This is a genomic window from Leptothrix sp. (in: b-proteobacteria) (assembly GCF_965250675.1).
Lineage (GTDB): Bacteria > Pseudomonadota > Gammaproteobacteria > Burkholderiales > Burkholderiaceae_C > Sphaerotilus.
The window spans coordinates 298,484-323,804 of record NZ_CBDFPH010000011.1 but is presented as its reverse complement, the minus strand read 5'-3'; the positions used below and the strand labels follow the sequence as shown (position 1 = coordinate 323,804).

Below are 25,321 nucleotides of genomic sequence, written 5' to 3'. Positions count from 1 at the left end.
GCAGGGCGAGGCATGGACTGAAAAACGGGACAACTCGCCCGCAGTTTTCGCGTCTTCGTGCCGGTTACCGGCTCAGCGCAGCACGTCCAGCAGACGGTCCAGGCCGCCTTGGTTGATGGCGACCATCGCCTGCTCGCGCACCTTGGGTTTGGCGTGATAGGCCACTGACAGGCCGCCAGCATCAGAACATGCCGCCATCATCGGCAGGTCATTGGCGCCGTCGCCCATCGCGATGGTCTGCTGCGGGCTGATGCCCAGCAGGCTGGCCACTTCCAGCAGCGTGCGGCGTTTTTCAGCGCCATCGCAGATGTCGCCCCAGCTCTGCGTGACCAGGCCGCCGGTCAGCACGCCGTCTTCGGTCTCCAGGAGGTTGGAGCGCGAGAAGTCGATGTCCAGCCGATCGCACACGCGGTGCGCAAAGAAGGTGAAGCCGCCCGAGACCAGCAGCACCTTCAGGCCCGCGCGCTTGCAGGCCAGGATCAACTCGGCCGCGCCGGGGTTGAGGCGCAGGCGTTCGGTGTAGACGCGCGCCATGTCGGCGGTGGTCACGCCCTTGAGCAGCGCGACGCGGCGGCGCAGGCTGTCCTTGAAGTCGGTGATCTCGCCGCGCATGGCGGCCTCGGTGATGGCGGCGACCTCGGCCTTGCGGCCCACGGCGTCGGCAATCTCGTCGACGCATTCGATGTTGATCAGCGTCGAGTCCATGTCGAACGCGATCAGCTTGAAGTCCGCCAGCCGCAGCGGTGGCGTGAAACCCTGGATCACCAGGCCGGGAGCGTGTTCTTGAGCAGGCATGAGAGGCGGCGCCTCAGCGGCGCGGTGGGTGAGACACAAGGCCGCGCATGCTAACTGCGCTCAGGGCGCGGAGGCTGCGGAGACGGGGGCAGAAGCCGCAGGCGCGGCCGGCGTGACCGAACTCAGCACATCGACCTGGCGGCGCAGCTTGGGGCCGATCAGGTCCTGCAGGCTCTTGCTGTCGAACTGGGCCGCGTCGGCGGCGATGCCCAGCCGCTTGAGCGTGGCCAGCAGCTGCTCGTTCGATTGGCCGGTGACCTGCGCCAGCGTGCTCAGCGGTGCACGGGCCAGCGCGCGCACGGGGGCGGCGAAATCAGGCTCACGCTCGTCGTCTTTCTCGGGCGGGCTGTAGAACGACAGTGCCAGCAGCGCCACAAAACCCGCAATGACGAGCTTGCCGCGCCGCGTGCCCAGGTGGTGCTTGAAATAGTTCCAGTTCGCGGCCGAATGGCAGGCCACACCGACCACCATGATCCAGCCCAGCCACTCATGCGCAAAGCCGTTGAGGCCGCGGTGGACGCGGAAAAACATCAGGATGCCGGTGATCGACATCAGGGCGAAGACGCCGATGGTGACGGGCGTGGCCCAGTCGCGCTGAATTTTCATGACGGGTTGGAATTGTTGTGTGAAGGCTGTGCAGTGTGCCGCCCGAACATTGCAACTCGCCCGCCCGACTGCTTCCGTTTGTGAAGCAGTCGGGCAGAGCCGGAAAAACTGCACACCGGCTGTTTGAGGCAGATCACCCCACGCCGATCACGCTGCCTTGCCCGCCAGCGGCTGGCCCAGCGCGCGCAGGATGTCGCGCACGTACTGCGCGCGGTCCTTGGCGTCCGGGTAGGCGCGGTCGATGCGCAGCTTGTCGTTGCCGGCGAGCTTGACGTTGCGGTTCTTCTGCACCAGGTCGATGATGCGCATCGGGTCGATCGGCGGGTTTGGCTTGAAGTGGATGTTCATCACCGCCGGGCCGGCGTCGATCTTGATCACGCCATAGGGCCGTGCCTGCACGCGCAGGCGGTGCAGGTCGAACAGCGCCTGGCCTTGGGCGGGAAGCTTGCCGAAGCGGTCGATCAGCTCTTCGAGCATGGCGTCGATCTTGTCGAGCTTGTCGGCCGTGGCCAGGCGCTTGTAGAGGTTCAGGCGCACGTGCACGTCGCCGCAGTAGCTGTCGGGCAGCAGCGCGGGGGCGTGCAGGTTGACCTCGGTGCTGGCGCCGAAGAAGCCGGTGGGGGAGAGCAGGTCGGGCTCCTGGCCGGCTTTGAGCGCGCGCACGGCCTCGGCCAGCATCTCGTTGTAGAGCTGGAAGCCGACTTCCATCATGTTGCCGCTCTGGTTGTCGCCCAGCACCTCGCCGGCGCCGCGAATTTCCAGGTCGTGCATGGCCAGGTAGAAACCGCTGCCGAGTTCTTCCATGCTCTGGATCGCGTCCAGCCGCTGCTGCGCCTGCTTGGTCAGGCCTTCCACATCCGGCACCAGCAGGTAGGCGTAGGCCTGGTGGTGGCTGCGGCCGACGCGGCCGCGCAGCTGGTGCAGCTGCGCCAGGCCGAACTTGTCGGCGCGGCTCATGATGATGGTGTTGGCGGTGGGCACGTCGATGCCGGTCTCGATGATGGTCGAGCACAGCAGGATGTTGTAGCGCTGGGCCACGAAGTCGCGCATCACGCGCTCCAGCTCGCGCTCGGGCATCTGGCCGTGGGCCACCGCAATGCGCGCCTCGGGCAGCATTTCTTCGAGCTTCTGGCGCCGGTTCTCGATCGTGTCGACCTCGTTGTGCAGGAAGTAGACCTGCCCGCCGCGCTTCAATTCGCGCAGCACCGCCTCGCGGATCGTGCCGCTGGTCTCGGTGCGCACGAAGGTCTTGATGGCCAGCCGGCGTTGCGGCGCGGTGGCGATCACGCTCAGGTCGCGCATGCCTTCGAGCGCCATGCCCAGCGTGCGCGGAATCGGCGTGGCGGTCAGCGTCAGCACGTCGACTTCTGCGCGCAGCGCCTTCATCTGTTCCTTGTGGCGCACGCCGAAACGGTGCTCCTCGTCGATGATCAACAGGCCCAGGTTCTTGAACTTGGAGTCCGGGCTGAGCAGCTTGTGCGTGCCGACCACGATGTCGACTGTGCCGTCGGCCAGCCCGGCCAGCGTCGCCTTGACCTCCTTGGCCGAGCGGAAGCGGCTGATTTCGCCGACCTTGACCGGCCACTTGGCAAAGCGGTCGGCCAGCGTCTGGAAATGCTGCTCGGCCAGCAGCGTGGTGGGCGCCAGCAGGGCCACCTGCTTGCCGCCGGTGACTGCCACGAAGGCCGCGCGCAAGGCCACCTCGGTCTTGCCGAAACCGACGTCGCCGCAGACCAGCCGGTCCATCGGGCGCGGGCTGATCATGTCCTGGATGACGGCGTGGATGGCCGCGGCCTGGTCGGGCGTTTCATCGAAGCCGAAGCTGGTGGCAAACGCCTCGTAATCCTGCGGCGAGTAGCGGAAGGCGAAGCCCTCGCGGGCGGCCCGCCGCGCGTAGAGGTTGAGCAGCTCGGCGGCGGCGTCGCGCACCTGCTCGGCCGCCTTGCGCTTGGCTTTTTCCCACTGGCCGGAGCCGAGGCGGTGCAGCGGCGCCTCGTCGGCGCTGACCCCCGTGTAGCGGCTGATGAGTTGCAGCTGCGACACCGGCACGTAGAGCGTGGCGTCGTCGGCGTACTGCAGGAACAGGAACTCGGTCGGGCCTTCGCCGATGTCGATGTTGACCAGGCCCTGGTAGCGGCCGATGCCGTGGTTGGCGTGCACCACCGGGTCGCCCACCTTCAGCTCCGACAGGTCCTTGATCAGCGCGTCGACGTCGCTGGTCTGCTCCTGCTTGCGGCGGCGGCGCGCGGTGGGCGTGGCGTCGAACAGCTCGGTCTCGGTGACGAACTGGATGCCAAAGTCGGCCGTGGCCTCAGTCCAGAAGAAGCCGCTGGCCAGCGGTGCGGTCGAGATCGCGTAGGGGTGGTCGCTGGCGATGAAGGCGGCCAGCGTGTCGATGGCTGGGGGCTCCAGCCGGTGCTCGCGCAGCAGCTCCAGCAGGCTTTCGCGCCGGCCGGCGCTCTCGGCCAGGATCAGCAGGCGGTTCTTCTGGTGGCGGATCTTCTGCAGCTGTTCTTCGAGTTTGCGCAGCGGATCGGTGCCGCCGCGCACCACGCTCAGGTCGGGCAGCGGGCGGGCCCACTCGACCGGTTCATGGCCCCGGATCGACAGCTGCGCGTGCTGGTTGCAGCGCGCGAAGAACTCTTCCTGCTTGAGGTAGATCTCTTCGGGCGGCAGCAGCGGCCGCTCGGGGTCGTGCTGCAGGAAGCGGTGGCGCTCGCGGGTTTCGGTCCAGAACTTGGTGAGCGATTCATCGACCTCGCCGAGCAGCGCCAGCGCCGCGTGCTCGCCCAGGTAGTCGAAGAGGGTGGCGCTGTCGTCGAAGAACAGCGGCAGGTAGTACTCGATGCCGGCGGTGGCGATGCCGCTGGCGATGTCCTTGTAGATGCGCGCCTTGGTCGGGTCGCCGTCCATCTTCTCGCGCCAGCGGGCGCGAAACGCCGTGCGGGCAGCCTCGTCCATCGGGAACTCGCGCCCCGGCAGGAGGCGCACTTCGGGCACCGGGTAGAGGCTGCGCTGGCTGTCGGGGTCGAAGACGCGGATCGAGTCGACCTCATGGTCGAACAGGTCGACCCGGAAGGGCACGAGCGAGCCCATCGGAAACAGGTCGATCAACCCGCCGCGCACCGCGTATTCGCCCGGCGACACCACCTGGCTGACGTGCTCGTAGCCGGCCAGTGTCAGCTGGCGCTTGAGCGCAGCCTCGTCGAGCTTCTGCTTCTGCTTGAACAGAAAGGTGTAGCCGGCCATGAAGGACGGCGGCGCCAGTCGGGTGAGCGCCGTGGTGGCGGGCAGCAGCACCACATCGACCTCGCCCTTGTCGCGGCCTTGCAGGATGCGCCAGAGCGTGGCCAGCCGCTCGGAGATCAGGTCCTGGTGCGGGCTGAAGTTGTCGTAGGGCAGCGTTTCCCAGTCGGGGAAGACGGCCACGCGCAGCTCGGGCGCGAAGAAGGCCAGCTCGTCGGGCAGGCGGGCCACGTCGGCCGGCTCGGCGGTGATGACCGCCAGGATCTGGCCGGCGGCCTTGCGCGCCTGGGCGTGGCGCGCCAGCAGCAGGGCGTCGGCCGAGCCGAGGGGGCGGGGAACGGTGTAGCGCTTGCCGGGGGCGATCGAGGGGAGCTGCATCTTCTGGGCACCAGGAATGACCAACGCGCTGCCAGGCGGGGCCGGGCAGCGCGAAAGGCGTGCAGTTTAGGCGCGGTGCCGCGCCCGTGGCGTGGGTCCGGTCTTACTCTTCCAGCAGCGAACGCAGCATCCAGGCGGCTTGCTCGTGCACCGTCAGGCGCTGGGTCAGCAGGTCGGCGGTGGGCTCGTCGCCGGCCTGCTCGACCACCGGGTAAAGGCTGCGCGCCGTGCGGGCCACGGCCTCATGGCCTTGGACCAGGATGCGCACCATCTCCAGCGCCTTGGGCGGCGTGGCCGGCGCGTCCGGCACCGAGCTGAGCTTGCCGAACGCGGCGTAGCTGCCCGGCGCGGCATGGCCCAGTGAGCGGATGCGCTCGGCGATCGGGTCCACGGCGGTCCACAGTTCGGTGTACTGGGCCATGAACATCGCGTGCAGCGAGTTGAACATCGGCCCGGTGACGTTCCAGTGGAAGTTGTGCGTGGTCAGGTAGAGCGTGTAGGTGTCGGCCAGCAGGCGCGACAGGCCCTCGGTGATGGCGCTGCGGTCGTGGCTGTCGATGCCGATGTTGATGGGCGGCGCCGTCGCTGCGGCAGCCGACTTGCGATTTTCCTTGGGGGCTTTTGCCATGAAGACTCCTGCTGAAAAGGGTGAACGAGACTGTAGCCCGCGCTGCCCGTCCTCGCCACACAGCGACAATCGCGGCCATGCTGATCGGAACCTCACCCCGTTGTTTTGCCCTTGTGCCTTGCGCCGGCGTCGGCCTGCGCGCGGGCGTGGGCGGCCCCAAGCAATATCACCCGCTGGCCGGCCGGGCGGTGGTGGCCCACACGCTGGCGGCGCTGGCGCAGGTGGCGCGCATCGAGGCCACGCTGGTGGTGCTGGCGCCGCAGGACGATCAATTCAGCGCGGCGGTGCCGGGCTTCGAGGGCGAGCGCGGCTGGGTCGCGCGCTGCGGCGGCGCCACCCGCGCCGAGACCGTTGCGCAGGGCCTGGCCGAGCTGCTGGCGCGTGGCGCTCAGCCCCACGACTGGGTCTTGGTGCATGATGCGGCGCGTTGCCTGATCGAGCCTGCTGCGGTGGACCACCTGATCGACGCCTGTTTTGACGACGAAGTAGGCGGCCTGCTGGCACTGCCGCTGCCCGATACGCTCAAGCAGGAAGCTAACGGCCGCGTAGCGGCCACGGTGGACCGTACCGCCAAATGGGCGGCGCAGACGCCGCAGATGTTCCGCCTCGGCTTGCTGCGGCCGGCCTTGCTGCACGCGGGTGATGCCGTGACCGATGAAGCCAGCGCGGTCGAAGCGCTGGGCCACGCACCGTTGCTGGTGCGCGGCGACCTGAGCAATTTCAAGCTCACCTGGCCAGCGGATTTCGCGCTGGCCGAACGGCTGCTGCGGGCCTGACCGCCGCAGAAGTTCACGTATGTCCCGCAGGCTCTGCCTGTTTTTTGTTGTCTTTTTGCTTGTTCACCGAACCTTATAGAAAGTTCCATGAAAACCGTTTGGATCATTGATGGCGCCTATCTCTTCAACTACGGCCGCAACCGCCCCTTCGACTACCTGAAGCTCAAGGCCGAGATCGAGGCCGCCAACGGCGGGCCGATCTATGAAACCTACTACCTCAACACCGCGCCCGACGTCACCCGCGACAGCCAGAACTCCTTCCACAGCTGGCTCAAGTCGGCGGCGCCGCGCGGCCCCAAGATGCGCGTGCAGCTCTACGCGCTCAAGGACCTCAACTGCAACTGCCCGTCCTGCGGCCAGGGCTACACCCGGCCGATGCAGAAGGGCGTGGACGTGGGCATTGCCACGCTCATCATCAAGCTGGCGGCGCAGGGCGTGTACGACCGGCTGATCCTGTCGGCCGGCGACGGCGACTTCGAGGACGCCATCCAGTACATCAAGTCCGAGCTGCACAAGGAGTTCTGGCTGCACGGCGCGATGGCCAACCTCTCGACCGATCTGCAGTGCTACGCCGACCGCGTGCTGTGGATGGACGACATGCACCCGACCATCGACAAGCTCGACCGCCTGGAGCGCGCCGAGCGGCCCGAACGCTTCGACCGCAACGATCGCTTCGAGCCGCGCCAGGAACGCAACGACCGTCCGTCCTACGTGCCCCAGCCCGTGCAGGCCAGTGCGGCCCAGCCGCCCGCGTTGATCCAGGTGGAGACGATCTCGCACGGAGCCGAGTCGTGAGCGCGGCGGCCTCGATGCCCGTGCCCTTCCGCATCGGCGAAGGCTGGGACGTGCATGCGCTGGTGCCCGGCCGCGCGCTGGTGCTGGGCGGCGTGACCATTCCGCACCACCACGGCCTGCTGGGCCATTCGGATGCCGACGCGCTGCTGCACGCCATCACCGACGCGCTCTTGGGCGCGGCCGGCCTGGGCGACATCGGCCGGCATTTCCCCGACACCGCCGTCGAGTTCAAGGGCGCCGATTCGGCCGTGCTGCTGGCCGAGGCGGCGCGCCGCGTGCGGGCAGCGGGCTGGCGCATCGGCAACGTCGACAGCACCATCGTCGCGCAGGCGCCCAAGATGGCGCCGCACATCGGCGCGATGTGCGAGCGCATCGCCGCCGCGCTGGAGATCGACCGCGCCTGCGTCAACGTCAAGGCCAAGACCGCCGAGCGCATGGGCCCGGTCGGCCGGGGTGAGGCGATCGAGGCGCGCGCGGTCTGCCTGCTGGTGGCCGCCTGAGCTGACGCAGCCTGAGCCGAGGCAGCGTCAGACCAGACCGTCGAACGGCATCACGTCGACCCAGTCGCCTGCCGCGACGTGGCCCTGCGCGTGGCCGAGCAGCACCAGCCCGTCGGCCTCGCTCATGCTGCTGAGCATGCCCGAGCCTTGCGCGCCGGTCAGCCGCACCTGCCAGTGGCCGTCGTCAGCTCGGCTCAAGCGGCCCCGCTGGTATTCGGTCCGGCCAGGGCGCTTGCGCATGGCCTCGGCGGCGCGGGCGCGCAGCATCGGCAGCGGCGTCACATGGGCGCCCGAGAGTTGCAGCAGCGCCGGCCGCACCAGCGCGTAGAACGCCACCAGGCTGGCGACCGGGTTGCCCGGCAGCGCGAACATCCAGACTTTGTGACGGTCAGGCTTGCTGCCTGGCTGCAGCTGGCCGATGGCGAAGGGCCGGCCGGGGCGCATCGCCAGCTTGAGGTAGACGGCGTGGCCGAGTCGGTCGATCAGCGCGCGGGTGTAGTCGGCATCGCCGCCGCTGACGCCGCCGCTGGTCAGCACCACGTCGGCCTGTTCGCAGGCCAGGCGCAGCGTGGTCTCGAGCGCGACCGGGTCGTCGCGCACCAGCCCCAGGTCGATCGGCTCCAGCCCGAGCCGCAACAACGCGCCCAGCAGGCTGTAGCGGTTGCTGTCGTAGATGCAGCCGGCATCGAGCGGCTGGCCGGGCGAGCGCAGTTCGTCGCCGGTCGAGAAGAACGCCACCCGCAGCCGGCGCCGCACGCGCACTTCGGCCAGCCCGAGCGAGGCGATCAGTCCCAGGTCCGACGGCCGCAGCACGCGCCCGGCTGGCAGCGCCGGGCGGCCGGCGGCCAGGTCTTCACCCCGGCGGCGGCGGTTGTCGCCCGGCCTGACGGCACCGGCGGGAATGCAGACGCCACGCACGTCGGTGCTGCAGAGCTCCTGCGGCACGACGGTATCCAGCCCGGGCGGCAGCACCGCGCCGGTCATGATGCGCACGCATTCGCCCGCCAGCAGCGCGCCGCCAAAGGGCTGGCCGGCCAGTACGGTGCCGGCCACGCGCAGCACGGTGTCGCCGCTGGCAGCGATCTGCTCGCCGCGCAGCGCGTAGCCGTCCATGGCGGAGTTGTCGTGCGCGGGCACGTCGATGGGCGAGATCACCTCGTCGGCCAGCACCCGGCCCAGCGCATAGGCCAGCGGCAGGCGCTCGGTGGCAGGCGGCTGGCCGAGTTGTGCCACTGCCCGTTCGATCAAGGCTTGCGCCAGCGGCACGGGCAGGGCTTCCGGGTCGTGGGCGGGCAAACCCGCCAGCAGGGCAGGCCAGGGGTTGAAGGTGTCTGGCAGAGCGGCGGCAGGGGGCATCGTCAGAAAGTGGTTCAGTAAGCACGCTCAAACGCGGTCAGATCGGCCAGCGTGTTGAGGTTGCGGAAGGCCCGGGCATCATCGAACACCACCAGCGCGCGGCGGTGCTGGGCGGTCCAGCGGTCGAGCTTGCGCTCGCCAGCGGCCAGATACTGTGCCAGCGAGGCGTGCAAACCCGCGCGGGCTTCGGCGTTGAGCAGGCAGAAGACCGGGTGGCGGCGCAGTTCGCCGCCTTCCACGGTGCAGGCGATGGCCAGGTCGGCCTGCTCACGGGCAATGGCTTCAGCCAGTTGCGCGCCCAGGTCCAACGGCAGGCCGGGCACGTCGCATGGCACGCTCAGCAGCCAGGGCGTGCGGGCGTGCGTCAGGCCGCTCAGCAGGCCCGAGAGCGGCCCGCAGCCAGCGGCCTCGGGCAGATCGGTCCAGACCGGCAGCCCAAGCGCCGCGTATTGATCCAGCGAGCGGTTGGCGCTGATCGCCGCCGTACCCACTTGCGGCGCCAGCCGCGCCAGCACCCGCGCCACCAGCGGCTGGCCGCCGCAAGGCTGCAAACCCTTGTCGACGCCGCCCATGCGCCGTCCTTCGCCCCCGGCCAGGATCAGGCCGGTGATCTCGGTATCAGCAGGCGGCTTCATCCACCGATGTAGCTCATCTCGACCCGGCGCCGGGCCGGGCCTGGCGAGGCGGGCAGTTCGCTGCGCAGCTCGGAATAGCGGTCGGCGCGGCGCTGCCAGATCAGGCTGACGGCACGGGTGATTTCGTTGTCGGTGTAAGCCCGGCCGTCGATCTGGCCGCGCAGCAGGCCGCGCACGTCATGGCCCTGGCCCGCGAACAGGCACAGGAACAGCTGGCCTTCAGTCGACAGCCGCGCGCGGTTGCAGTCGTGGCAGAAGGCCTGCGTCACGCTGGAGATGAAGCCGACCTCGCCGCCGCCGTCGCGGTAGGCCCAGCGCTCGGCGGTCTCGCCCGGCTGCGCGGCGTCCAGCGCCACGAGCGGGAAGGCGGCGTTGATCAGGCGCTGCACCTCGGCCGAGGGCATCACTTCATCCATGCGCCAGCCGTTGGTGGCACCCACGTCCATGTATTCGATGAAGCGCAGCACGACCCGGCCGCCGAACTGCTCGCGGAAGTAGCGCGCCATCGGCAGGATTTCCTGCTCGTTGGTGCCGCGCTTGACGACCATGTTGACCTTGATCGGCCCAAGCCCGGCTTCCTGCGCGGCGGCAATGCCATCCAGCACGTCGGCCACAGGAAAGTCGACGTCGTTCATGCGCCGGAATACCGCGTCGTCCATGCCGTCCAGGCTGACCGTGACGCGCTGCAGGCCGGCGTCACGCAGCGCGCGCGCCTTGCGCTTGAGCAGCGAGCCGTTGGTGGTCAGCGTCAGGTCGAGCGGCGCGCCCTCGGGCGTGCGCAACCCGGCCAGTTGCGCCACCAGCACTTCGAGGTTCTTGCGCAGCAGCGGCTCGCCACCGGTCAGGCGGATCTTGCGCACGCCCAGGCCGGCGAACAGGCGCGCGGTACGGGTGATTTCCTCGAAGCTCAGCAGGTCCGTCTGCGGCAGGAAACGGTAGTCCTTGTCGAACACGTCCTTGGGCATGCAGTAGCTGCAGCGGAAGTTGCAGCGGTCGGTGACCGAGATGCGCAGGTCCCGCAGCGGCCGGCCAAGCTGATCGAGCAACTCGGCGCCGGGCGCCAGCACGGCCGTTGCAGGCACCTGTGGCAGGCGCCGCGCCGGGCTGGAAACAATCGGGATGATGTTGCGTTCAGACATGGCGGCGATTGTGCGGTGACAGGCCGGAATCTCTGGGAACGCGGGGATTTATCGCCTTGGGACTAACCCTGGGCTGCCCGTGGGGCCGCCGAATGAAATCGATTCAACGCGACGGGCTGTTGTCGCCTGCAGGCGTGCCGGCCATGGCTGAAGGCAGCAGGTTGGCCGGAAATTTGGCCGTGCCGTTCAGCTCAGGTACACGGCGGGCGCCGTTGTAGCGCTTGGTCCAGTAGGCTTCCCGCATGTCCTCCACGCGCACCTGGCTGCCTGTGCGCGGCGAGTGGATGAACTTGCCGTCGCCCACGTAGATGCCCACGTGCGAGAACGCGCTGCGCATGGTGTTGAAGAACACCAGGTCGCCGGGCTTGAGTTCTTCACGACGCACGTCCTGCAGACCTGCCGCCTGGGCCTGGTCGCGTGAGCGGCGCGGCAGCAGCAGGCCGACGCTGCTCTCGAACACATGGCGCGTGAAGCCACTGCAGTCGAAACCACTCTCGGCCGAGGTGCCACCGCGCCGGTAAGGCACGCCCAGGAAGTTCATCGCCGACAGCACCAGGCCGGAGGCGGTCTCGCGCACCTGGTTGAGCAGCGCACCGTCAGCGCCAGCCACCAGGCCGCTTTCACGCAGGAAGCGGGTGATGGCATCGGGCGGGGTTTCCACGCCAGTGGTGGGCGCCGGGGGACCCATCACCACCGTACCCATGTCCGAAGGTGCTGCCAACGCGCCCGCAGCCGAAGTCGCCATGAGGATGGCGAGGGCGAAGGCGAGAAGGTTGTTGCGATGCAGCATCAGGATCCGTGACAAATTGGCGGTTGCGAGACTAGGGGGCAATGGCCGCCGTGTCAACCCGAAAAGCCAGTCGATCGGCTGGGAACCCCATGAAAAAAGCAGGCCAGCGGCCTGCTTTTCATAGGGGGACCAGACGACAAGTCTTAAATTGTAAATTCTTCGATGCTGCGACCGGTTTCCAGTGCGCTCGACAGCCACTTGGGCTTCAGACCGCGGCCCGACCATGTATCGCCGGTCTCGGGATTGCGATATTTGGGAGCCACTTTGCGCGTCACGGTTTCAGCGGCGTTGGGGTCTTTCGGCGGGCGGCCGGGTTTGCTGCTCAGGTCGGAAACCGTGATGCCGTGATCTGCCATCAGGGATTTGATCTGGCTGATCACGCCGCTGCGCTCGGCGCGCAGGGTGTCGGAAATCTGTTTGTTCAGCTCGGCTTGCTGCTTTTCCAGTTCAACCCGTTGGGCAAGGAGTTCTTGATAGGTGGCCATGGACTTTTTCCGGTGAGAGGATTTGTAAGTGCATTCTAATTACGCAAATCCTGCCGTGTCCAGCCCAAAACCACCCGACCTATTATTTATATCCGACCCGATCCAGCATTTGCTGAACCTTGACGCTGTTCAATCCGACCACGGAAATGGGGATCAGCTCCTGTTTGAAGCTGCCCATGGCGTCGAGTGCCGGGTTGCTGACTTTGGCTGAGGCAACCGCGGCGTATTCATTGTTTCCGTCTGCAAAGTATCGTTGCGCGTCATCGCTGGCCAGATATTCGAGGAAACGCACGGCGGCGGCACGATTTCTGGCATAACGCGCGACGGCGCCGCCCGCCACGTTGACGTGGGTTCCCCAGGTCTGCTGGTTCGGAAATACGATGCCGACCTGCTCCATCGTGGCGCGATCTTCGGGTTTGGTCGAGCGCAGCAAGCGGGCGATGTAGTAGGTGTTGCTCAAGGTCACGCCACACTCACGGCTGGCCACGGCCTTGATTTGATCGGTATCACCCCCTTTGGGATCGCGTGCCATGTTGGCCACCAGCCCCTTGAGCCAGTTTTCAGTCGCTGCCGCGCCAGTATGTTCAAGGTAGGCCCCGAACAGGGAAAGGTTATAGGGGTGCGAGCCTGAGCGCGAGCAGAACTGGCCCTTGTTCTTGGGGTCAGCGAGTTCCTCGTAGGTGTCCACGTCTTCCCGCTTGACGCGCAGCTTGTTGTAGACCACCACGCGCGCCCGGGTGGAAAAACCAAACCATTGCGCGCCCTGACCGTTGTCGCTGCCGCGCAGCGTGGCCGGAATGCGCGATTCAAGCAGGGTGGATTTCACCGGCGAAAACAGCCCGTCCTGCTCCGCGCGCCACAGGCGGGCGGCATCGACCAGCAGGATCACGTCGGCCGGGCTGGCGCTGCCTTCGCTCTTGAGGCGCTGCAGCAGGCCGGCGTCATCGGCGTCCACCCGGTTGATCTGGATGCCGGTGGCCTTGGTGAAGTTGTTGTAGAGCGCCTCGTCGGTCTGGTAGTGCCGCGCCGAGTACAGGTTCAGCACCTGCTGCGCCTGTGCTGCGTGAGGCAGGCACAGGGCGCCCAGCGAGGCGGCAGCAGCGATGGTGCTCAGACGAAGGGTGCGGACGATGTGTTTCATGGCGGATTCCTTGAGGTCCTGGACGATTTCTCGATGAGCATCCTACATCAAACGAGAAGTATTCGTATTCGTGGACGACTCCTCGGTTCTTGAAGGGAACTGAGATAAACCAACCGGGGGAATGAGAAAAACGGCCCGGAAGTTCCCGGAAGTCGGTGGAAGTCCCGGGCTGCAGTGAAAGTGGCTTGCACCAGATGAAAGGCGTTGATGGCTCAGCACATCAACGCTTGCGGGTCCATTTGACGGGTCTAGCGCTGCGGCCAACAGGTGGCCCTTCCAGGCGGCGGGCTGTGCACTCTGCCATGCAGATGCTGCATACGCCTCCAAGGTAGATCTGCTGGACCAGATCCCCCATCACCAGCTGCCCCACGGCGCCGCCGATGCGAATCGACCCGCTGCGCTCCCGCTTGATGCATCGCTGCACTCACTGCTCCTGCCTGTTGTTGTGCCGCTTTATCGGCAGATCCGGGGTCAGCTTGAGCGAGTCGGGAACTGCTTCACCTGTTCGGTTCAGCGGCAGCTGGTCAAGCTGCGGAGCTTCTTTCAACGGGGCTCGCAATGGACAAAATTCTTGGATTTCTTGGCTGGTTGGCCATCATTGCCGTGGGGATGGCATGGTCAGGGTTCGTGCTGGCCATGCTGTGGGGCTGGTTCATCACGCCCACGTTCGGCCTGGTCGCGTTGACCGTTCCAGCGGCTTGCGGCATGAAGCTGATGGCGACTTTCATGATGGCGTCGTTATTGCCCGAAAAACCGCCTGAGAAGTTCAGTAAAACGATATTCAAGGCGGCCTTTTACCCACTTTTTATTCTGACCATAGGCTGGTGCATCAAGCAGTGGATGTAGGCAGATAGCATGAAAAAGCCCGCCGAAGCGGGCTTGTATCCGAGTAAAGATCCTAGCTGTCGGGCGTATGGATTCGCTCACCAAGGTAGTACAGCCCCCAGAGCGTCACCACCAACATTTGGATGAAAAAGAGTAGGTACGCGAACAAGGCGACCCACCGGATTGAGCCCCAAATGGAGCCGTGCAGCGCATCCACAAACGCGGTGGCGACGATCGCACCGATGGTCAGCATGAGGCTGAGGGCGGTCAGATACGAGAACATCATGCTGAGAAAACGACGACGCGTCAGCTGCACTTTCACCGGTTGACCGTTGTAGAGCACCACAGCCGTTGGGGGACGGCCCGGCATCAGCTGATCCAGATCTGCCTTGCCGAAAGTGGCCACGGCTGCCAGCGCAGCCAGATAGAAGCCCGGCATGTTCTGCACAAAGTTCAGGATCTTGGCAATCAGCCCCTCTGCATGGAACAAGTTCACCCCTGGGGCCAGCCAGAAGCAGGCGCAAACAGCCAGCGCGCTAAACGCTGCAGGCAAGATCCAGTTGAACAGGCTGAAGATGCGGCTCTCGTGCCTGATCGCCAGATAGTTCAGGGGGCGCAACAGGAGGGATGACATACAAGTCAGCTTAGAGGACGCTGCGCATCTTGTCTATGACGGTGAGACTCACGCTGCTGTAGCGCGACAGGATATCCGTATCGAACTTGATGCGATCTTTGCGAACGAAGGCTTGTTCCAAGTCATTGGTATGGAAAGTATGTGACTCAGTCGCGGCACCCGTGTGTTCCTTGAACGAGATTCGTGCCCTGTGAGCCTGATGAGTTTCGCTTCCTGTTAAGAGATTCTTGAGCCGCGTCAGACTGATGTCACCTACGTCACTGGCTGGCTCAACCTTCAGTACTTGCCGCGTGACGTGAAACCCTTTGTCGACGTCAAACTCTGTGGCCATGTCGGTGATGAGTTCGATCTCTTCGATGTGCCCCGTACGCAGAATGTTCTGCATCCAGCGGCTTTGATGACCCGCCACCTCCAGTTTGACCTGCAGCTTGAGCTTTGCGTTGACCGCGCCGCTGGGATGATCGCGAGTGAAGTGCGGTTTGTTTTTCGGGTCAGCAGCCATTGCTTTGACAAGCTTTCCCAGCATGGTGGCAACCTTGGAAGCAGAAACGCCTGACCCGCCAGTCATGAGCATCAACGCCGGCTCGGTAGGCTGTGAGCCCAGCTTCAAAATGACATGAGCCGAGAAGTCGATCGCCTCATCTTTCTCTTTGCCCGCCATACGTGCGGTGCCGGTGGGCAGATGTTTGAAGGTAACGTCTGAGAGCTTTGGATCCGCACAACTCACCACCAAGTAGTGCTCTCGACGAGCAGGATTGAACTGCCAGTCGTCCAGTGTGATGTGCCGATCACCGTCCTTCCATGGCTTGCCCGCCATGCCTATGCCAAATCTGCTCCGCGCCAATTCCAGAGCCAGATCCGTTGCCATGGGTATAGGGGCCACGTCGAAGCCGTGAAGCGATGAAATGACCTTCAGGTCATAGAAGTGAACGGTCCGTTCTCTGGATTTCAAAGAGTCTCTCCCTCGTGTTTATCGACTGGTGCCAGCACTTGGCCTGGCGGTGAAACCGGGCACCGCCTACCCGTATTCCTTCTGAAACGCTGCCATGACCCGGTCGATCTCCGTGATCAGCTCGGGCTCGGTCAGCTTTGAGCGGCACTGCTGAAGCTCGGTGCGAGCCAGGCCCGGGTACTTGGCCTGGCGTCTCCACTGCGGCTTACATCACTTCCACCGTGCGATCGTTACATCGCCCGATTTGGGCACCATGATTCGGTATGTCTCAGGTGCGCCGGCCACCAGCACCGTGCTGGCTGACGAGATCGCACTGGGGCAGATGTCATTTCTACCTTGCTCGATCAAGAAGCTGTGGGGCCCTGGGGGCAGGTTGATCGTCAGCTTCTCGCCTGGGTAGATGATGAAAGACGGATCACCATCTGCGGCACGCGGGCCGACATAGACGTCATGGCGACATGCAGCACCCAGAACACCTGCCGCAGCGGCATCCCGCACGAAGGTCACGCCCACCTTGTCAGGCGCGGACACCACCAGCTTCTCGTTTTTGACTCGGTTCTGCGGCACGGGGGCAGCCGAGTTGACGTCGACCATGACCGATGCACAGCCACTCAGTGCCACCAGCCAAGCTGCTGCAGCAATTTGACGAAATTTCATTCGTTCTCTCCCTCTTCAACGGCGGTGAGCCCGGGCACCGCCCACCCGTTGCTTTACCCCTTGGGCTTACGGCCCCGCCTCGGCAACTCCGCTGCCGAGCCGCCCATGTGGAAGGTCTGCGAGCCGTGGACCACCATCGGCCCCTCGATGCGCTGGTTCACCTTGCCGCCGACCGTCACCGAGCGGTCGCCATAGCGCAGCACTTCAGGGGCATCTGCAGAAAGTGCTTTTTCTGTGCTTCTGGCGGACGGAAGAACAGATTCTTTGGCGGCCTTGAGCTCAACAAAAAATGTCTTTGCATCGCTCTTCAATATGAGGTCTGGGTCTGTCGCCAACGCCCCCACCACCGCCTTGCGCACGGCTGGCTCTGCCAGCCGGTAGAGCGCCAGCAGGCGCTGCTCATCCGGGCGTAGGGATGACGCAGTGGTGTTGTCGCGCATGCCGGTGATCACGTAACGCACGTCGACACCCGCTGCAGCCACCGCAGTCAGGTAATCCCCATCGGGCGAGCGTTTGCCTGATTCGTAGTGACCTTGGGCAACCCGTTGCACACCTGCCACGGCAGCAAACGCCGACTGGCTCAGGTCGAGCCTGTCGCGCTCCTCGCGTAATCGATCACCAAAACCACTCATTCAGGGGGGGTCCAAAGCTTGCGTTGCATTCAATTGAATACAACAATGCATTCATTCAACAGCACTTGAACGCGCTTGAAGCGTTCAACAACACCACGAAAGGATACAGCCATGGACCCCCGAGTTAAGACCTCTGACGAGGTCAAACGTGACTTTGAACGCGCAGGTGTCTCCATTCGGCAATGGGCGCTGGCCAATGGCTTCGAGCGCCAGGCCGTCTACGGCGTGCTCAACGGCCGCTTCACCGGCAAGCGCGGCAAGACGCACCAGATCGCGGTGGCCCTTGGCCTGAAAGACGGCGTGATCGTCCAGACAGCTGATTTCTGCCCGGTTCCCGCCACGCAGCGCGCCGCCTGAGCCACCCCACCCCCCATTCCAAGGAGACCCCCATGAGCAAACCCCACCGCCAGACCCAGCCCCAGACCGTGGCCCTGCAAATGCCCAGCGCCACCGCCCGCACCAGCGTGAGCATTGCGGCGCTGCACCGCCAGCCGCAGGGCGTGTTCAGCCGCCGGGCGCGGCTGCACAGCTACAGCGACATCCTGGGTGCGCTGCATGCCACCGTGGAGCGGCTGGAGCTGGTGCGCGCCCGCATGGTGGCCAGCAACCCGCCGGACCATGACGGCCTGATCACCGTGGCGCAGCTCGCGGAGTTGCGCACCCTGGGCACCGCGCTGATGAGCGTGTTGATGGATGACCTCGACGTGGGCCTGGGCGACCGCTGGGCCGCGTTGATGCTGCCCGACGACACCGCCGATGACGGCACTGCCATCGGCACCGATCTGGCCCCCACCGTGCCGGCAGGTCTGTGATGAGCCACGCCGTCTTCGCCCCGTCCTCCTACACCCACGACGGCCAGCAGCGCGCCCTGAGCCTGGTGCTGCTGCTGGCGGGCCATGAGATCACCGGCCTGGCGCCGGCCGAGATTGCCAAGTCACAGGGCTGCACCGCCAGCACCGTGACCCGCGACCTGGCCAACCTGCAGCAAGCCGGCTTTGCCGAGCACGTGCCCGAGACCGGCCGCTGGCGCCTGGCGCCTCAGGTGGTGCAGATCGCGCTGCGGCACATGGCCGCGCTGGACCGGGCGCAGAGCCGCCTGGAAGAGACCCGCAACCGCTTCAGCCGCGGCTGACCCGAACCCGTGTTGCTCCCCCTTCGCCGAAGGGGGAAGGAAGACAGAAAAGAAAGCCCCTCATGAAACACCCCGACGACAACAAGACCATCGACCTGATCGATGCCGCCAATCCCACCTTGAAACGGGGCCGCAAGCCGCTGGCTGCAGCAGAGCCTGTCACCGATGTGGTGACCGCCGCAGTGGCGGCGCAATACGGCGCTGCGGCCACCGCTGTGGTGCTGCTGGACCAGCAGGTGCAAACCCAGACACAAACCCTGGCCCTGGAGCTGGGCTACGAAGGCCGGCTCGACATTGGCGCGCTGGAAGACGAGATCCGCTTCTACCAGCGCCGCACCGTGGAAGCCTGCATGGAGCTGGGCAAGCGCCTGCTGCTGCTCAAGGAGCTGACGCCGCATGGCGAGTTCAAGCAGCGCATCGAACTCCTGGGTATCTCGTATCGCATGGCGGCGAAGTTCATGGGCGCCACGCTGAAGCTTGGCAAAAGTGCCTCAAAGGCACTTTTGACCGCCGTCGGCACCCAGACCAAGCTGCTCGAACTGCTGGTGCTTGATGACGAAGAAGTCGAGCGCCTGTCCAGCGGCGACAGCGTCGGCGAGGTGTCGCTCGACACCATCGACACCATGAGCGTGTCCGAACTGCGCCGGGCACTGCGCGACCGCGACCAGCAACTCCAGGCCAAGGACAAGGTGCTGGGCGACCGCAGCAGCAAGATCGACCAGCTCGAAGAAAAGCTCCACAAGCCCTTCAAGCCCAGCCCCTTCGCCGCCGCCCGTACCGCTGAAGAAAAGGTGCTGCTCGACGCGCTGCACACCGCGCTGAGCGCGGCCAACGGTGGCTTCAACCAGCTGGTCGAGGTGATGACCGACATGAGCGCCGCAGACGTGTCCGAGACCTGCACGCTGGCCGCGCACAACGACCTGATCTGGCTCGGCCAGCGCCTGGTGGCCGTGATGCGCGATCACGGTGTGGCCTTCGACCTGGAAGCCGAGGTGGTGCCCAGCTGGGTGCGCGAGGGTCAGGCCAAGCTCAAGAACGCTGGCGGCCTGAACGGCGCCAACTGAAGCTCCCGAGGCACGACACCATGAACGCAGCCGAGTGGGAACTGATGCTCAAGGCCCGGGACATGCTGGTCAACGCACCGCATGGCACCAAGGCCGAAGTGACGACGCGCGCCGCGCAGATGCTGGGCTGCAGCGTGGCCACCGTGTACCGCAAGCTGGAGCAGGCCGGCCTCGACCTGGGCCGCAAGCGCCGCTCTGACGCCGGCAACAGCGCCGTGAGCGTGGACGACTTGAAGCTGCTCAGCGCCACGCTGCTGGCCAGCCGCCGCGACAACGACAAGCAGCTGTGGTCCGGCAAGCGGGCGGTAAGCGCGCTGCGCGCCAACGGCCTGATCAGCACCGGGCTGAGTTCGGCCCGCCTGCTGACCAAGCTGCGCGACCACCAACTGCACGTCGAGCAGATGAGCCAGCCACGCAACGCCACCACGATGCAGACGCCGCACCCGAACTTCCTGTGGCAGATCGACAGCTCCACGTCGGTCCTCTACAAGGACAAGACCGGCCGCCTGCGCAGCATGAGCACGGACGAGTTCTACAAGAACAAGCCGCAGAACTTTGCCCGCGTGGTCAACGACCTGATCACGCGCTACCTGGCGGTCGACCACGCCAGCGGCAACTTCAAGGGCCGCTACTACCTGGGCGGCGAGTCGGCAGAGAACCTGATCGACTTCTTCATCTACTGCGTCACCAAGCAGGGTGACAGCCCCATGCATGGCGTGCCGCTGCACGTCTACACCGACCAGGGCTCAGGTAACAAGGCGGGGCTGTGGCTCAACTTCGCCAAGAACCTGGGTGTGACCCTGCTGCGCCACGAGCCAGGCCGCGCCAACGCCACCGGGTCGGTGGAGAAGCACGGCGACATCTGGGAGCGCAACTTTGAAGGGGGCTTCCCCTTCATGGACCCCGCCACCATCACGCTGGACTGGCTGAATGTGGCCGGCCCGCAGTGGGCGGCCGTGCACTGCGCCACCGAGCGCCACACCCGCCACGGCATGACGCGGGATGCGGCCTGGTTGCTGATCAAAGAGGCCGAACTGCGCATCCCCACCAGCGTGGAGTTGCTGCGCGAGCTGGCCTATGCAGAGCCGATGACGCGCCGCGTCAGCAACACGCTGACGGTGAGCGTGAGCATCAAGGGCTTCGGCGCGCAGACCTACAACCTGCGCGACGTGCCCGGCGCATCGGCGGGCGTCAAGGTGACGCTGACGATCAACGCCTACCGCGCCCCGGCCATCGACGTGCATGAAGACGGCGCCGCCGGCACCGTGCTGCACACCGTGGCGCCGGAGATCGTCAACCAGTTCGGCTTTCCGATTGACGCGCCCACGCTGGGCCAGAGCTTCCGCCCGGCGGCCTATTCGCAGGCCGAGCACCAGCGCAACGAGTTGCTGCGCGAGACCTATCGCCAGAAAAAGGAAGACGGCGCAGACGGTCAAGTCGCCGCACTGCCCACGCTGGAAGAGGCCCAGAAGCTGCGCAAGAAGCACGCGCAGGCGCTGGGCGGGCGGCTCGACCCGATGGCCGACATCCACGCCGCCGAGCTGCCCACCTACATGCCGCGCCGGGGCACCGAACTGGCCGCCACGGCTGCAGCGGGCGCTACGCGGCGCACCGTGGACGTGGTGCTGAGCGTGGTGGATGCCGCCAAACGCCTGAAAGCCATGCTGGGTGAGGCCTACGGCCCGCACGTCTACGCCTGGCTGGTGCAGCGCTTCCCTGAGGGCGTGCCTGAGGCGCAGCTCGAAGGCATCGCCCAGCAGTTCCAGACCCCGGCGGCAGCCACCGGCACTTATTCCGCCACCCCGGATGCCGCACCGCACGCCGCCCCCCACGGCCTGCGTGTCGTGACCGGCTGACCCCAACAACCCCAGGACCCTAACGATGGAAACCTTCACCCCCCTTCATGAGGCGCCCGACGTGCCTCAACCCCTGCCACCGCCAACGCCGCCAGAGCCCCTGGGCGTGCTGAACGTTTTCGGCCAGGCCCAAGAGGTCAGCACGCTGGCCGAAGTGGTCGCCGCGCTGCGGCTGTCATGCAGCGACATCGCCCGGGCGCTGTCGATGCCCCGCACCACCACCCACCGATTGCTCAACTTGGGTGAGTGGCCCGCGCGCATGAGCGACGACCTGCTCAAGGCCACCGCCCACAAGCTGGTCCTGACGCTGGGCCGGCATGGCGGCCGGCGCACGGAAGTGCAGCACCTGGTGCACGCCACGCTGCCCAGCCCGCTGCGGGAAGAACTGCAGGCCCAAGCCCTGCGGAGCGCCTCGGCCCGCACCAAAGCCGCCCACTCCAAAGACCTCGCCGACCTCACCGACCTCAACCCCAAGGATCCCCCCATGCTGATGGCCAAACAGACCCTGACCCCGGCGGCGCGCAAGGCGTTCTCGCTGTTCCTCAACCCCTTCGATGGCGAGGTGACCGACGACGCGCAGATGTTCACCAACGGCGAGATCGCCTATGTCCGCGAGGCCTGCCTGCAGGCGGCCGTCGGCGGGCGCTTCGTGGCCATCGTGAGCGAGTCCGGCGGCGGCAAGACCACCATGCTGCAGGACCTGGAAGCGCGCATCGAGCGCGACCGCAAGCCGGTCATCCTCATCAAGCCCTGGGTGCTGGGCATGGAGGACAACGACACCAAGGGCAAGACGCTCAAGAGCACCGACATCCTGGCGGCCATCGTCACCACGCTCGATCCGCTGGCCAAGCCGCGCCAGACCCTGCAGGGCCGCAGCAACCAGGCGCGTGACCTGCTGGTCAAGAGCACCGAGGCCGGCTACAGCCACCTGCTGGTGATTGAGGAAGCGCATGCGCTGCCCGAGGCCACGCTCAAGCACCTGAAGCGCCTGCATGAGATGCGCCTGGGCCGCAAGCCGCTGCTGGGCATCCTGCTGCTGGGCCAGACCGAGCTGGCCTTGAAGCTGGACCCGCGCCGTGCCAGCCTGCGTGAGGTGACGCAGCGCTGCGAGGTGGTGCACCTGCTGCCGCTGGACGGCGACCTGAGCGCCTACCTGGCCCACCGCGCCCGCGCCGCTGGCCGCGACCTGGCGGAGTTCATGGACGCCAGCGGCGTCGACGAGATCCGCACCCGCCTGACCCACACCCGCCCCGGGCCTGGCAACAAGGTGGCCGCCACCAGCTTGCTGTACCCGCTGGCCGTCAACAACCTGATGACCGCCGCGCTGAACGTGGCCGCCGACTTGGGCGTGCCGGTCATCAACCGCGACGTCGTGCGCGCGGTTTGAACCACGCTTTGAACCGGGAGACCTTCATGAGCCACAACAACCGCCGGCTGTTTGCCGACCTGAGCGCCCCGCTGAGTGACGATGAGCGCGACCTGCAAGCCGCCCGCAAGCGCGGCCGCGATGTGCTGGTGTGCTTGGCACTGGCCGCATCCGCTGTCGGCCTGGCCCTGTACATGGCGCAGTCGCAGCAGGACACGCTGGACGCTGTGCGCGAGGCCGCCCGCACGCAGGCCCAACATGAGGCCCAGGCCCACTGGGTGCCGCAGGTGCTGGCCGCCTACCACCAGGGCCAGCGTGCCGAATGCGAGCGCCAGCAACGCGCCCGCCTGCGCCAGCTGGGCGACGCCCACCCCGCGCTGGCCTGCAGCGAGGGCCGCTGACATGCGCCTGAAGTGCCCCGGCTGCAACGCGGAGATGGATCTCGACGTGCTGCTCGCCCACGAAGAGGGCCGCCACGTGCTGGCGCAGCTGCTGCAGGCCGGTGTACCGCAGGGCGCGTTGCTTCTGCGTTACATCGCGCTGTTCCGCCCGGCCAAACGCTCGCTGGCCATGAGCCGCACGCTGGCCTTGCTGACCGAGCTATGGCCCGACATGCAGCGCGGCGTCATCACCCGCCGTGGCCGCGACTGGGCCACCACCACCGCCCAGTGGCAGACCGCGATCGAGACCGTGCTGGCCGCCCGCGACAAGGGCACGCTCACCCTGCCGCTGACCGGCCACGGCTACCTCTACGAGGTGCTGCTCGGGATGGTCGACAAGGCCGAGGCGGTGGTGGAGCGGGAGCGCGAGCAAGACCGCCAGTCCCGCGACCCAGCCCGTCATTCCCGCGAAGGCGGGAATCCAGGCGCACCCACCGTCACCGAGCTTCTGGATTCCCGCCTTCGCGGGAATGACGGGGGTGTGCGCGGGAATGACGCCCTTGCTGTTTGTCATCCCCGCGAAGGCGGGGATCCAGGCGCGCCAACCGTCGCACGTCCTGCCGGCCCCAGCCTCTACGCCCGCAAGCTGCGCGCCGAAATCGAGGCCAAGAAAGCCTCTTCCGCAACACCCCCTGTTTCGTTTCAACCCACGCAAGGAGCTTCCCATGACTGAAAACACCGCCACCATCCCCGCCGGCTACCTGCAAGACGCCAAGGGCCGCCTGGTGCCCGAGAGCCAGATCAAGCCCATCGACCTGATGCGCGACGCGCTGGTGCGCGACATCGTCAGCGGCGCGCAGGACCTGAACCAGATCCTGGCCACGTTCAAGCGCATGGCCTTCGCGGACATCGCCGCCTTCACCGAAGCCAGCGCAGAGCAGTACGGCGCCCGGCTGCGTGGCACCAAGGGCAACCTGGTGCTCTACAGCTTCGACGGCCGCTTCAAGCTGGAGCGCCGCAGCCAGGACAACATCCGCTTCGATGAGCGCCTGCAGGCCGCCAAGGCGCTGGTCGACGAGTGCATCACCGCCTGGAGCGAGGGCAGCCGTGACGAGATCAAGACCTTGATCAACGACGCCTTCCGGGTCGACCAGCAAGGCCAGGTCAACACCGCCCGCGTGCTGGGCCTGCGCCGCCTGGGCATCACCGACAGCCGCTGGCAGCGCGCCATGGACGCCATCAGCGACAGCGTGCAGGTGGTGGGCTCCAGCAGCTACGTGCGGGTCTACGAGCGCGTGGGCGACAGCGACCAGTACCGCCTGATCCCGCTGGATCTGGCGTCGGTTTGAGGAGCAGCGCAGCATGAGCACGATGGCCGCCATTCCCGCCAGCACCCTGGACCCGGTGCCGCAGGTGCACCTGCAGATCAACAACAACGGCGCCTGGAAAACGCTCAGCGTCATCGGCCTCAACAGCATGGACCGTTGCCGCAAGGCTGTGGATGTGCTGTGCAAGGCAGACCAGCGCACTCGCACCCGCGGATCTCAGCCCACGTATCGCCTGGCCCTGGCCACGCCAGCCGGTGGCTTTGATGCACTGCAGTACCGCGACCCGGCGCAAGGCTGGTTCGAGGCATGAAGCCGCACGACACCCGCCGCACCGACCTGGCACGCATCCACGTGCTCAAGGCCGCGCTGGGCTGGGACGATGACCTCTACCGCGACGTGATGGGCTCGGTGTGCGGTGCGCGGTCGGCTGCTGATCTGGACGGCGCCGGCCGCGCCCGGTTGCTGGCGCACCTGCAGGCCTGCAAGGCCCGCGCCGAGGGCAAGCCGGTGCCTGCAGCCCGGCCGGCGCGCAAGCCGTTGTCACCGCATGCCAAGAAGCTCTGGAGCCTGTGGATGCAGGCCGCAGACGCCGGCCTGGTCAAGAGCCGCACCATGGCGGCGCTGAACGCCTGGGTCGAGCGGCAGACCGGCGTGGCGCGTATTGAATGGCTCAAGCCGGCGCAGGAAGATCTGGCGGTCGAGAGCCTCAAGCAGTGGGTGGGGCGGGCATGAGTCGTGACAAGCCCAAGGCGCCAGAGCTGGTCCGCCGCTTGATTGAGATCGGCGCCGAGGTGCTGACGCAGAGCGCGCCGTTGCAGACCGATGAAGCCCGGTTGCTGATGCGGGAAGTCGCGCACCTGTGGTGCTCGGAGTACGGCGGCGGCGAGTTCTACCTGCCGAAGTTCCTGGACCCCGTGCGTGACAAGCGGGACGAGGCCATCTGGCGGGACTTCAACGGCTCCAACAGCTTCGAGCTGTCGCAGAAGTACAAGCTGACCGAGCGGCAGATTGGCTTCATCATCGGCTTGATGCGCAAGCGGGCCACCCAGCGCAACCAGATCAATCTGCCAGGGTTTGATGACCTGGATTGATGCCGAACGCACTTCCAGTGCAACACCCCAATGACGCCTCCGGGCGTCATTTTCATTGGGGGGTGCCACAGGCCAGCGGGCCTGATGAACTTTCCCTGAACTGCTTCACCTGTCGGCTTTTGAGCCCGGCGCCG

General features: G+C 66.3%; 30 protein-coding genes. 16 read left to right on the top strand and 14 right to left on the bottom strand.

The window, feature by feature from the left end:
• Positions 1 to 72 precede the first annotated feature (72 nt).
• The 4 genes from serB to AC5IG3_RS16030 form a co-directional block, all read right to left on the bottom strand.
• Positions 73 to 795, bottom strand: a complete 723-nt coding sequence (serB, locus tag AC5IG3_RS16045) for a phosphoserine phosphatase SerB (RefSeq protein ID WP_491907295.1) — start codon at positions 793 to 795, stop codon at positions 73 to 75.
• A gap of 60 nt (positions 796 to 855) precedes the next feature.
• Positions 856 to 1,401 carry a DUF4405 domain-containing protein gene (locus AC5IG3_RS16040; protein WP_491907294.1) on the bottom strand — a complete coding sequence of 182 codons (546 nt, stop codon included), beginning with the start codon at positions 1,399 to 1,401 and terminating at the stop codon, positions 856 to 858.
• A 147-nt stretch (positions 1,402 to 1,548) separates the two neighbouring features.
• A complete protein-coding gene (gene mfd / locus AC5IG3_RS16035; RefSeq protein ID WP_491907293.1) occupies positions 1,549 to 5,025 on the bottom strand; it encodes a transcription-repair coupling factor in 3,477 nt (1,158 codons plus the stop codon).
• A gap of 103 nt (positions 5,026 to 5,128) precedes the next feature.
• On the bottom strand, positions 5,129 to 5,653 hold the full coding sequence (locus tag AC5IG3_RS16030; RefSeq protein ID WP_491907292.1) for a Dps family protein: 525 nt from the start codon (positions 5,651 to 5,653) through the stop codon (positions 5,129 to 5,131).
• A 77-nt stretch (positions 5,654 to 5,730) separates the two neighbouring features.
• Here AC5IG3_RS16030 and ispD point away from each other — a divergent pair, with 77 nt between their 5' ends.
• The 3 genes from ispD to ispF all read left to right on the top strand — a co-directional run bounded on the left by ispD (position 5,731) and on the right by ispF (position 7,724).
• The gene (gene ispD / locus AC5IG3_RS16025; RefSeq protein ID WP_491907291.1) at positions 5,731 to 6,429 is read left to right on the top strand and encodes a 2-C-methyl-D-erythritol 4-phosphate cytidylyltransferase; all 699 of its coding nucleotides are present in this window, start codon (positions 5,731 to 5,733) and stop codon (positions 6,427 to 6,429) included.
• An 87-nt stretch (positions 6,430 to 6,516) separates the two neighbouring features.
• Complete coding sequence (locus AC5IG3_RS16020) at positions 6,517 to 7,224, top strand: NYN domain-containing protein (protein ID WP_491907290.1); 708 nt, start codon at positions 6,517 to 6,519, stop codon at positions 7,222 to 7,224.
• Positions 7,225 to 7,238: 14 nt separating this feature from the next.
• The gene (gene ispF / locus AC5IG3_RS16015) at positions 7,239 to 7,724 is read left to right on the top strand and encodes a 2-C-methyl-D-erythritol 2,4-cyclodiphosphate synthase (RefSeq protein WP_491907590.1); all 486 of its coding nucleotides are present in this window, start codon (positions 7,239 to 7,241) and stop codon (positions 7,722 to 7,724) included.
• A 27-nt stretch (positions 7,725 to 7,751) separates the two neighbouring features.
• On the opposite strand, the gene moeA is transcribed toward ispF, so the two are convergent.
• The 6 genes from moeA to AC5IG3_RS15985 all read right to left on the bottom strand — a co-directional run bounded on the left by moeA (position 7,752) and on the right by AC5IG3_RS15985 (position 13,270).
• A complete protein-coding gene (moeA, locus tag AC5IG3_RS16010; protein ID WP_491907289.1) occupies positions 7,752 to 9,080 on the bottom strand; it encodes a molybdopterin molybdotransferase MoeA in 1,329 nt (442 codons plus the stop codon).
• Between the two features lie 14 nt (positions 9,081 to 9,094).
• Entirely contained in the window at positions 9,095 to 9,715 is a 621-nt protein-coding gene (mobA, locus tag AC5IG3_RS16005) for a molybdenum cofactor guanylyltransferase MobA (RefSeq protein WP_491907288.1), read from the bottom strand.
• Entirely contained in the window at positions 9,712 to 10,854 is a 1,143-nt protein-coding gene (moaA, locus tag AC5IG3_RS16000) for a GTP 3',8-cyclase MoaA (protein ID WP_491907287.1), read from the bottom strand. The genes mobA and moaA overlap by 4 nt, the downstream gene beginning before the upstream one ends.
• Before the next feature lie 103 nt (positions 10,855 to 10,957).
• On the bottom strand, positions 10,958 to 11,644 hold the full coding sequence (locus AC5IG3_RS15995; RefSeq protein ID WP_491907286.1) for a C40 family peptidase: 687 nt from the start codon (positions 11,642 to 11,644) through the stop codon (positions 10,958 to 10,960).
• Between the two features lie 143 nt (positions 11,645 to 11,787).
• The gene (locus AC5IG3_RS15990; RefSeq protein ID WP_491907285.1) at positions 11,788 to 12,129 is read right to left on the bottom strand and encodes an H-NS histone family protein; all 342 of its coding nucleotides are present in this window, start codon (positions 12,127 to 12,129) and stop codon (positions 11,788 to 11,790) included.
• Positions 12,130 to 12,211: 82 nt separating this feature from the next.
• Positions 12,212 to 13,270: an extracellular solute-binding protein gene (locus AC5IG3_RS15985; RefSeq protein ID WP_491907284.1), complete on the bottom strand. Its 1,059-nt coding sequence runs from the start codon at positions 13,268 to 13,270 to the stop codon at positions 12,212 to 12,214.
• A gap of 558 nt (positions 13,271 to 13,828) precedes the next feature.
• Between AC5IG3_RS15985 and AC5IG3_RS15980 the strand changes: the two genes are divergently transcribed.
• Positions 13,829 to 14,116 carry a hypothetical protein gene (locus AC5IG3_RS15980; protein WP_491907283.1) on the top strand — a complete coding sequence of 96 codons (288 nt, stop codon included), beginning with the start codon at positions 13,829 to 13,831 and terminating at the stop codon, positions 14,114 to 14,116.
• A gap of 52 nt (positions 14,117 to 14,168) precedes the next feature.
• On the opposite strand, the gene AC5IG3_RS15975 is transcribed toward AC5IG3_RS15980, so the two are convergent.
• From AC5IG3_RS15975 to AC5IG3_RS15960, 4 genes are all read right to left on the bottom strand, one after another.
• Positions 14,169 to 14,729, bottom strand: coding sequence for a hypothetical protein (locus tag AC5IG3_RS15975; RefSeq protein ID WP_491907282.1), 561 nt, complete (start codon positions 14,727 to 14,729; stop codon positions 14,169 to 14,171).
• Positions 14,730 to 14,739: 10 nt separating this feature from the next.
• The gene (locus AC5IG3_RS15970) at positions 14,740 to 15,681 is read right to left on the bottom strand and encodes a hypothetical protein (protein ID WP_491907281.1); all 942 of its coding nucleotides are present in this window, start codon (positions 15,679 to 15,681) and stop codon (positions 14,740 to 14,742) included.
• Between the two features lie 210 nt (positions 15,682 to 15,891).
• A complete protein-coding gene (locus tag AC5IG3_RS15965) occupies positions 15,892 to 16,338 on the bottom strand; it encodes a hypothetical protein (RefSeq protein ID WP_491907280.1) in 447 nt (148 codons plus the stop codon).
• A 53-nt stretch (positions 16,339 to 16,391) separates the two neighbouring features.
• Positions 16,392 to 16,970, bottom strand: a complete 579-nt coding sequence (locus AC5IG3_RS15960) for a helix-turn-helix domain-containing protein (RefSeq protein WP_491907279.1) — start codon at positions 16,968 to 16,970, stop codon at positions 16,392 to 16,394.
• Between the two features lie 111 nt (positions 16,971 to 17,081).
• Between AC5IG3_RS15960 and AC5IG3_RS15955 the strand changes: the two genes are divergently transcribed.
• The 12 genes from AC5IG3_RS15955 to AC5IG3_RS15900 all read left to right on the top strand — a co-directional run bounded on the left by AC5IG3_RS15955 (position 17,082) and on the right by AC5IG3_RS15900 (position 25,187).
• Entirely contained in the window at positions 17,082 to 17,327 is a 246-nt protein-coding gene (locus AC5IG3_RS15955) for a DNA-binding protein (RefSeq protein ID WP_491907278.1), read from the top strand.
• A 32-nt stretch (positions 17,328 to 17,359) separates the two neighbouring features.
• Complete coding sequence (locus tag AC5IG3_RS15950; protein WP_491907277.1) at positions 17,360 to 17,782, top strand: hypothetical protein; 423 nt, start codon at positions 17,360 to 17,362, stop codon at positions 17,780 to 17,782.
• Positions 17,782 to 18,102 (top strand): helix-turn-helix domain-containing protein, encoded by a 321-nt coding sequence (locus AC5IG3_RS15945; RefSeq protein WP_491907276.1) that lies wholly within the window; start codon positions 17,782 to 17,784, stop codon positions 18,100 to 18,102. Before AC5IG3_RS15950 ends, AC5IG3_RS15945 begins: the two co-directional genes overlap by 1 nt.
• Positions 18,103 to 18,164: 62 nt before the next feature.
• Positions 18,165 to 19,166 carry a hypothetical protein gene (locus AC5IG3_RS15940; RefSeq protein ID WP_491907275.1) on the top strand — a complete coding sequence of 334 codons (1,002 nt, stop codon included), beginning with the start codon at positions 18,165 to 18,167 and terminating at the stop codon, positions 19,164 to 19,166.
• Positions 19,167 to 19,186: 20 nt separating this feature from the next.
• Entirely contained in the window at positions 19,187 to 21,022 is a 1,836-nt protein-coding gene (locus AC5IG3_RS15935) for a hypothetical protein (RefSeq protein WP_491907274.1), read from the top strand.
• A gap of 25 nt (positions 21,023 to 21,047) precedes the next feature.
• Complete coding sequence (locus AC5IG3_RS15930; RefSeq protein WP_491907273.1) at positions 21,048 to 22,409, top strand: ExeA family protein; 1,362 nt, start codon at positions 21,048 to 21,050, stop codon at positions 22,407 to 22,409.
• Positions 22,410 to 22,435: 26 nt separating this feature from the next.
• Positions 22,436 to 22,789, top strand: coding sequence for a hypothetical protein (locus AC5IG3_RS15925; RefSeq protein WP_491907272.1), 354 nt, complete (start codon positions 22,436 to 22,438; stop codon positions 22,787 to 22,789).
• Between the two features lies 1 nt (position 22,790).
• A complete protein-coding gene (locus AC5IG3_RS15920) occupies positions 22,791 to 23,501 on the top strand; it encodes an HI_1489 N-terminal domain-containing protein (RefSeq protein WP_491907271.1) in 711 nt (236 codons plus the stop codon).
• Entirely contained in the window at positions 23,494 to 24,117 is a 624-nt protein-coding gene (locus AC5IG3_RS15915; RefSeq protein ID WP_491907270.1) for a DUF3164 family protein, read from the top strand. Before AC5IG3_RS15920 ends, AC5IG3_RS15915 begins: the two co-directional genes overlap by 8 nt.
• Before the next feature lie 13 nt (positions 24,118 to 24,130).
• The gene (locus AC5IG3_RS15910; RefSeq protein ID WP_491907269.1) at positions 24,131 to 24,406 is read left to right on the top strand and encodes a hypothetical protein; all 276 of its coding nucleotides are present in this window, start codon (positions 24,131 to 24,133) and stop codon (positions 24,404 to 24,406) included.
• On the top strand, positions 24,403 to 24,828 hold the full coding sequence (locus tag AC5IG3_RS15905) for a regulatory protein GemA (protein ID WP_491907268.1): 426 nt from the start codon (positions 24,403 to 24,405) through the stop codon (positions 24,826 to 24,828). The genes AC5IG3_RS15910 and AC5IG3_RS15905 overlap by 4 nt, the downstream gene beginning before the upstream one ends.
• Positions 24,825 to 25,187 carry a Mor transcription activator family protein gene (locus AC5IG3_RS15900; protein ID WP_491907267.1) on the top strand — a complete coding sequence of 121 codons (363 nt, stop codon included), beginning with the start codon at positions 24,825 to 24,827 and terminating at the stop codon, positions 25,185 to 25,187. The genes AC5IG3_RS15905 and AC5IG3_RS15900 overlap by 4 nt, the downstream gene beginning before the upstream one ends.
• Positions 25,188 to 25,321 lie beyond the last annotated feature (134 nt).

What these genes read in the sequence shown, in the direction of transcription:
- serB (WP_491907295.1), bottom strand. Translation starts at nt 795, where the DNA reads ATGCCTGCTCAAGAACACGCTCCCGGCCTGGTGATCCAGGGTTTCACG.
- AC5IG3_RS16040 (WP_491907294.1), bottom strand. Translation starts at nt 1,401, where the DNA reads ATGAAAATTCAGCGCGACTGGGCCACGCCCGTCACCATCGGCGTCTTC.
- mfd (WP_491907293.1), bottom strand. Translation starts at nt 5,025, where the DNA reads ATGCAGCTCCCCTCGATCGCCCCCGGCAAGCGCTACACCGTTCCCCGC.
- AC5IG3_RS16030 (WP_491907292.1), bottom strand. Translation starts at nt 5,653, where the DNA reads ATGGCAAAAGCCCCCAAGGAAAATCGCAAGTCGGCTGCCGCAGCGACG.
- ispD (WP_491907291.1), top strand. Translation starts at nt 5,731, where the DNA reads ATGCTGATCGGAACCTCACCCCGTTGTTTTGCCCTTGTGCCTTGCGCC.
- AC5IG3_RS16020 (WP_491907290.1), top strand. Translation starts at nt 6,517, where the DNA reads ATGAAAACCGTTTGGATCATTGATGGCGCCTATCTCTTCAACTACGGC.
- ispF (WP_491907590.1), top strand. Translation starts at nt 7,239, where the DNA reads ATGCCCGTGCCCTTCCGCATCGGCGAAGGCTGGGACGTGCATGCGCTG.
- moeA (WP_491907289.1), bottom strand. Translation starts at nt 9,080, where the DNA reads ATGCCCCCTGCCGCCGCTCTGCCAGACACCTTCAACCCCTGGCCTGCC.
- mobA (WP_491907288.1), bottom strand. Translation starts at nt 9,715, where the DNA reads ATGAAGCCGCCTGCTGATACCGAGATCACCGGCCTGATCCTGGCCGGG.
- moaA (WP_491907287.1), bottom strand. Translation starts at nt 10,854, where the DNA reads ATGTCTGAACGCAACATCATCCCGATTGTTTCCAGCCCGGCGCGGCGC.
- AC5IG3_RS15995 (WP_491907286.1), bottom strand. Translation starts at nt 11,644, where the DNA reads ATGCTGCATCGCAACAACCTTCTCGCCTTCGCCCTCGCCATCCTCATG.
- AC5IG3_RS15990 (WP_491907285.1), bottom strand. Translation starts at nt 12,129, where the DNA reads ATGGCCACCTATCAAGAACTCCTTGCCCAACGGGTTGAACTGGAAAAG.
- AC5IG3_RS15985 (WP_491907284.1), bottom strand. Translation starts at nt 13,270, where the DNA reads ATGAAACACATCGTCCGCACCCTTCGTCTGAGCACCATCGCTGCTGCC.
- AC5IG3_RS15980 (WP_491907283.1), top strand. Translation starts at nt 13,829, where the DNA reads ATGGACAAAATTCTTGGATTTCTTGGCTGGTTGGCCATCATTGCCGTG.
- AC5IG3_RS15975 (WP_491907282.1), bottom strand. Translation starts at nt 14,729, where the DNA reads ATGTCATCCCTCCTGTTGCGCCCCCTGAACTATCTGGCGATCAGGCAC.
- AC5IG3_RS15965 (WP_491907280.1), bottom strand. Translation starts at nt 16,338, where the DNA reads ATGAAATTTCGTCAAATTGCTGCAGCAGCTTGGCTGGTGGCACTGAGT.
- AC5IG3_RS15960 (WP_491907279.1), bottom strand. Translation starts at nt 16,970, where the DNA reads ATGAGTGGTTTTGGTGATCGATTACGCGAGGAGCGCGACAGGCTCGAC.
- AC5IG3_RS15955 (WP_491907278.1), top strand. Translation starts at nt 17,082, where the DNA reads ATGGACCCCCGAGTTAAGACCTCTGACGAGGTCAAACGTGACTTTGAA.
- AC5IG3_RS15950 (WP_491907277.1), top strand. Translation starts at nt 17,360, where the DNA reads ATGAGCAAACCCCACCGCCAGACCCAGCCCCAGACCGTGGCCCTGCAA.
- AC5IG3_RS15945 (WP_491907276.1), top strand. Translation starts at nt 17,782, where the DNA reads ATGAGCCACGCCGTCTTCGCCCCGTCCTCCTACACCCACGACGGCCAG.
- AC5IG3_RS15940 (WP_491907275.1), top strand. Translation starts at nt 18,165, where the DNA reads ATGAAACACCCCGACGACAACAAGACCATCGACCTGATCGATGCCGCC.
- AC5IG3_RS15935 (WP_491907274.1), top strand. Translation starts at nt 19,187, where the DNA reads ATGAACGCAGCCGAGTGGGAACTGATGCTCAAGGCCCGGGACATGCTG.
- AC5IG3_RS15930 (WP_491907273.1), top strand. Translation starts at nt 21,048, where the DNA reads ATGGAAACCTTCACCCCCCTTCATGAGGCGCCCGACGTGCCTCAACCC.
- AC5IG3_RS15925 (WP_491907272.1), top strand. Translation starts at nt 22,436, where the DNA reads ATGAGCCACAACAACCGCCGGCTGTTTGCCGACCTGAGCGCCCCGCTG.
- AC5IG3_RS15920 (WP_491907271.1), top strand. Translation starts at nt 22,791, where the DNA reads ATGCGCCTGAAGTGCCCCGGCTGCAACGCGGAGATGGATCTCGACGTG.
- AC5IG3_RS15915 (WP_491907270.1), top strand. Translation starts at nt 23,494, where the DNA reads ATGACTGAAAACACCGCCACCATCCCCGCCGGCTACCTGCAAGACGCC.
- AC5IG3_RS15910 (WP_491907269.1), top strand. Translation starts at nt 24,131, where the DNA reads ATGAGCACGATGGCCGCCATTCCCGCCAGCACCCTGGACCCGGTGCCG.
- AC5IG3_RS15905 (WP_491907268.1), top strand. Translation starts at nt 24,403, where the DNA reads ATGAAGCCGCACGACACCCGCCGCACCGACCTGGCACGCATCCACGTG.
- AC5IG3_RS15900 (WP_491907267.1), top strand. Translation starts at nt 24,825, where the DNA reads ATGAGTCGTGACAAGCCCAAGGCGCCAGAGCTGGTCCGCCGCTTGATT.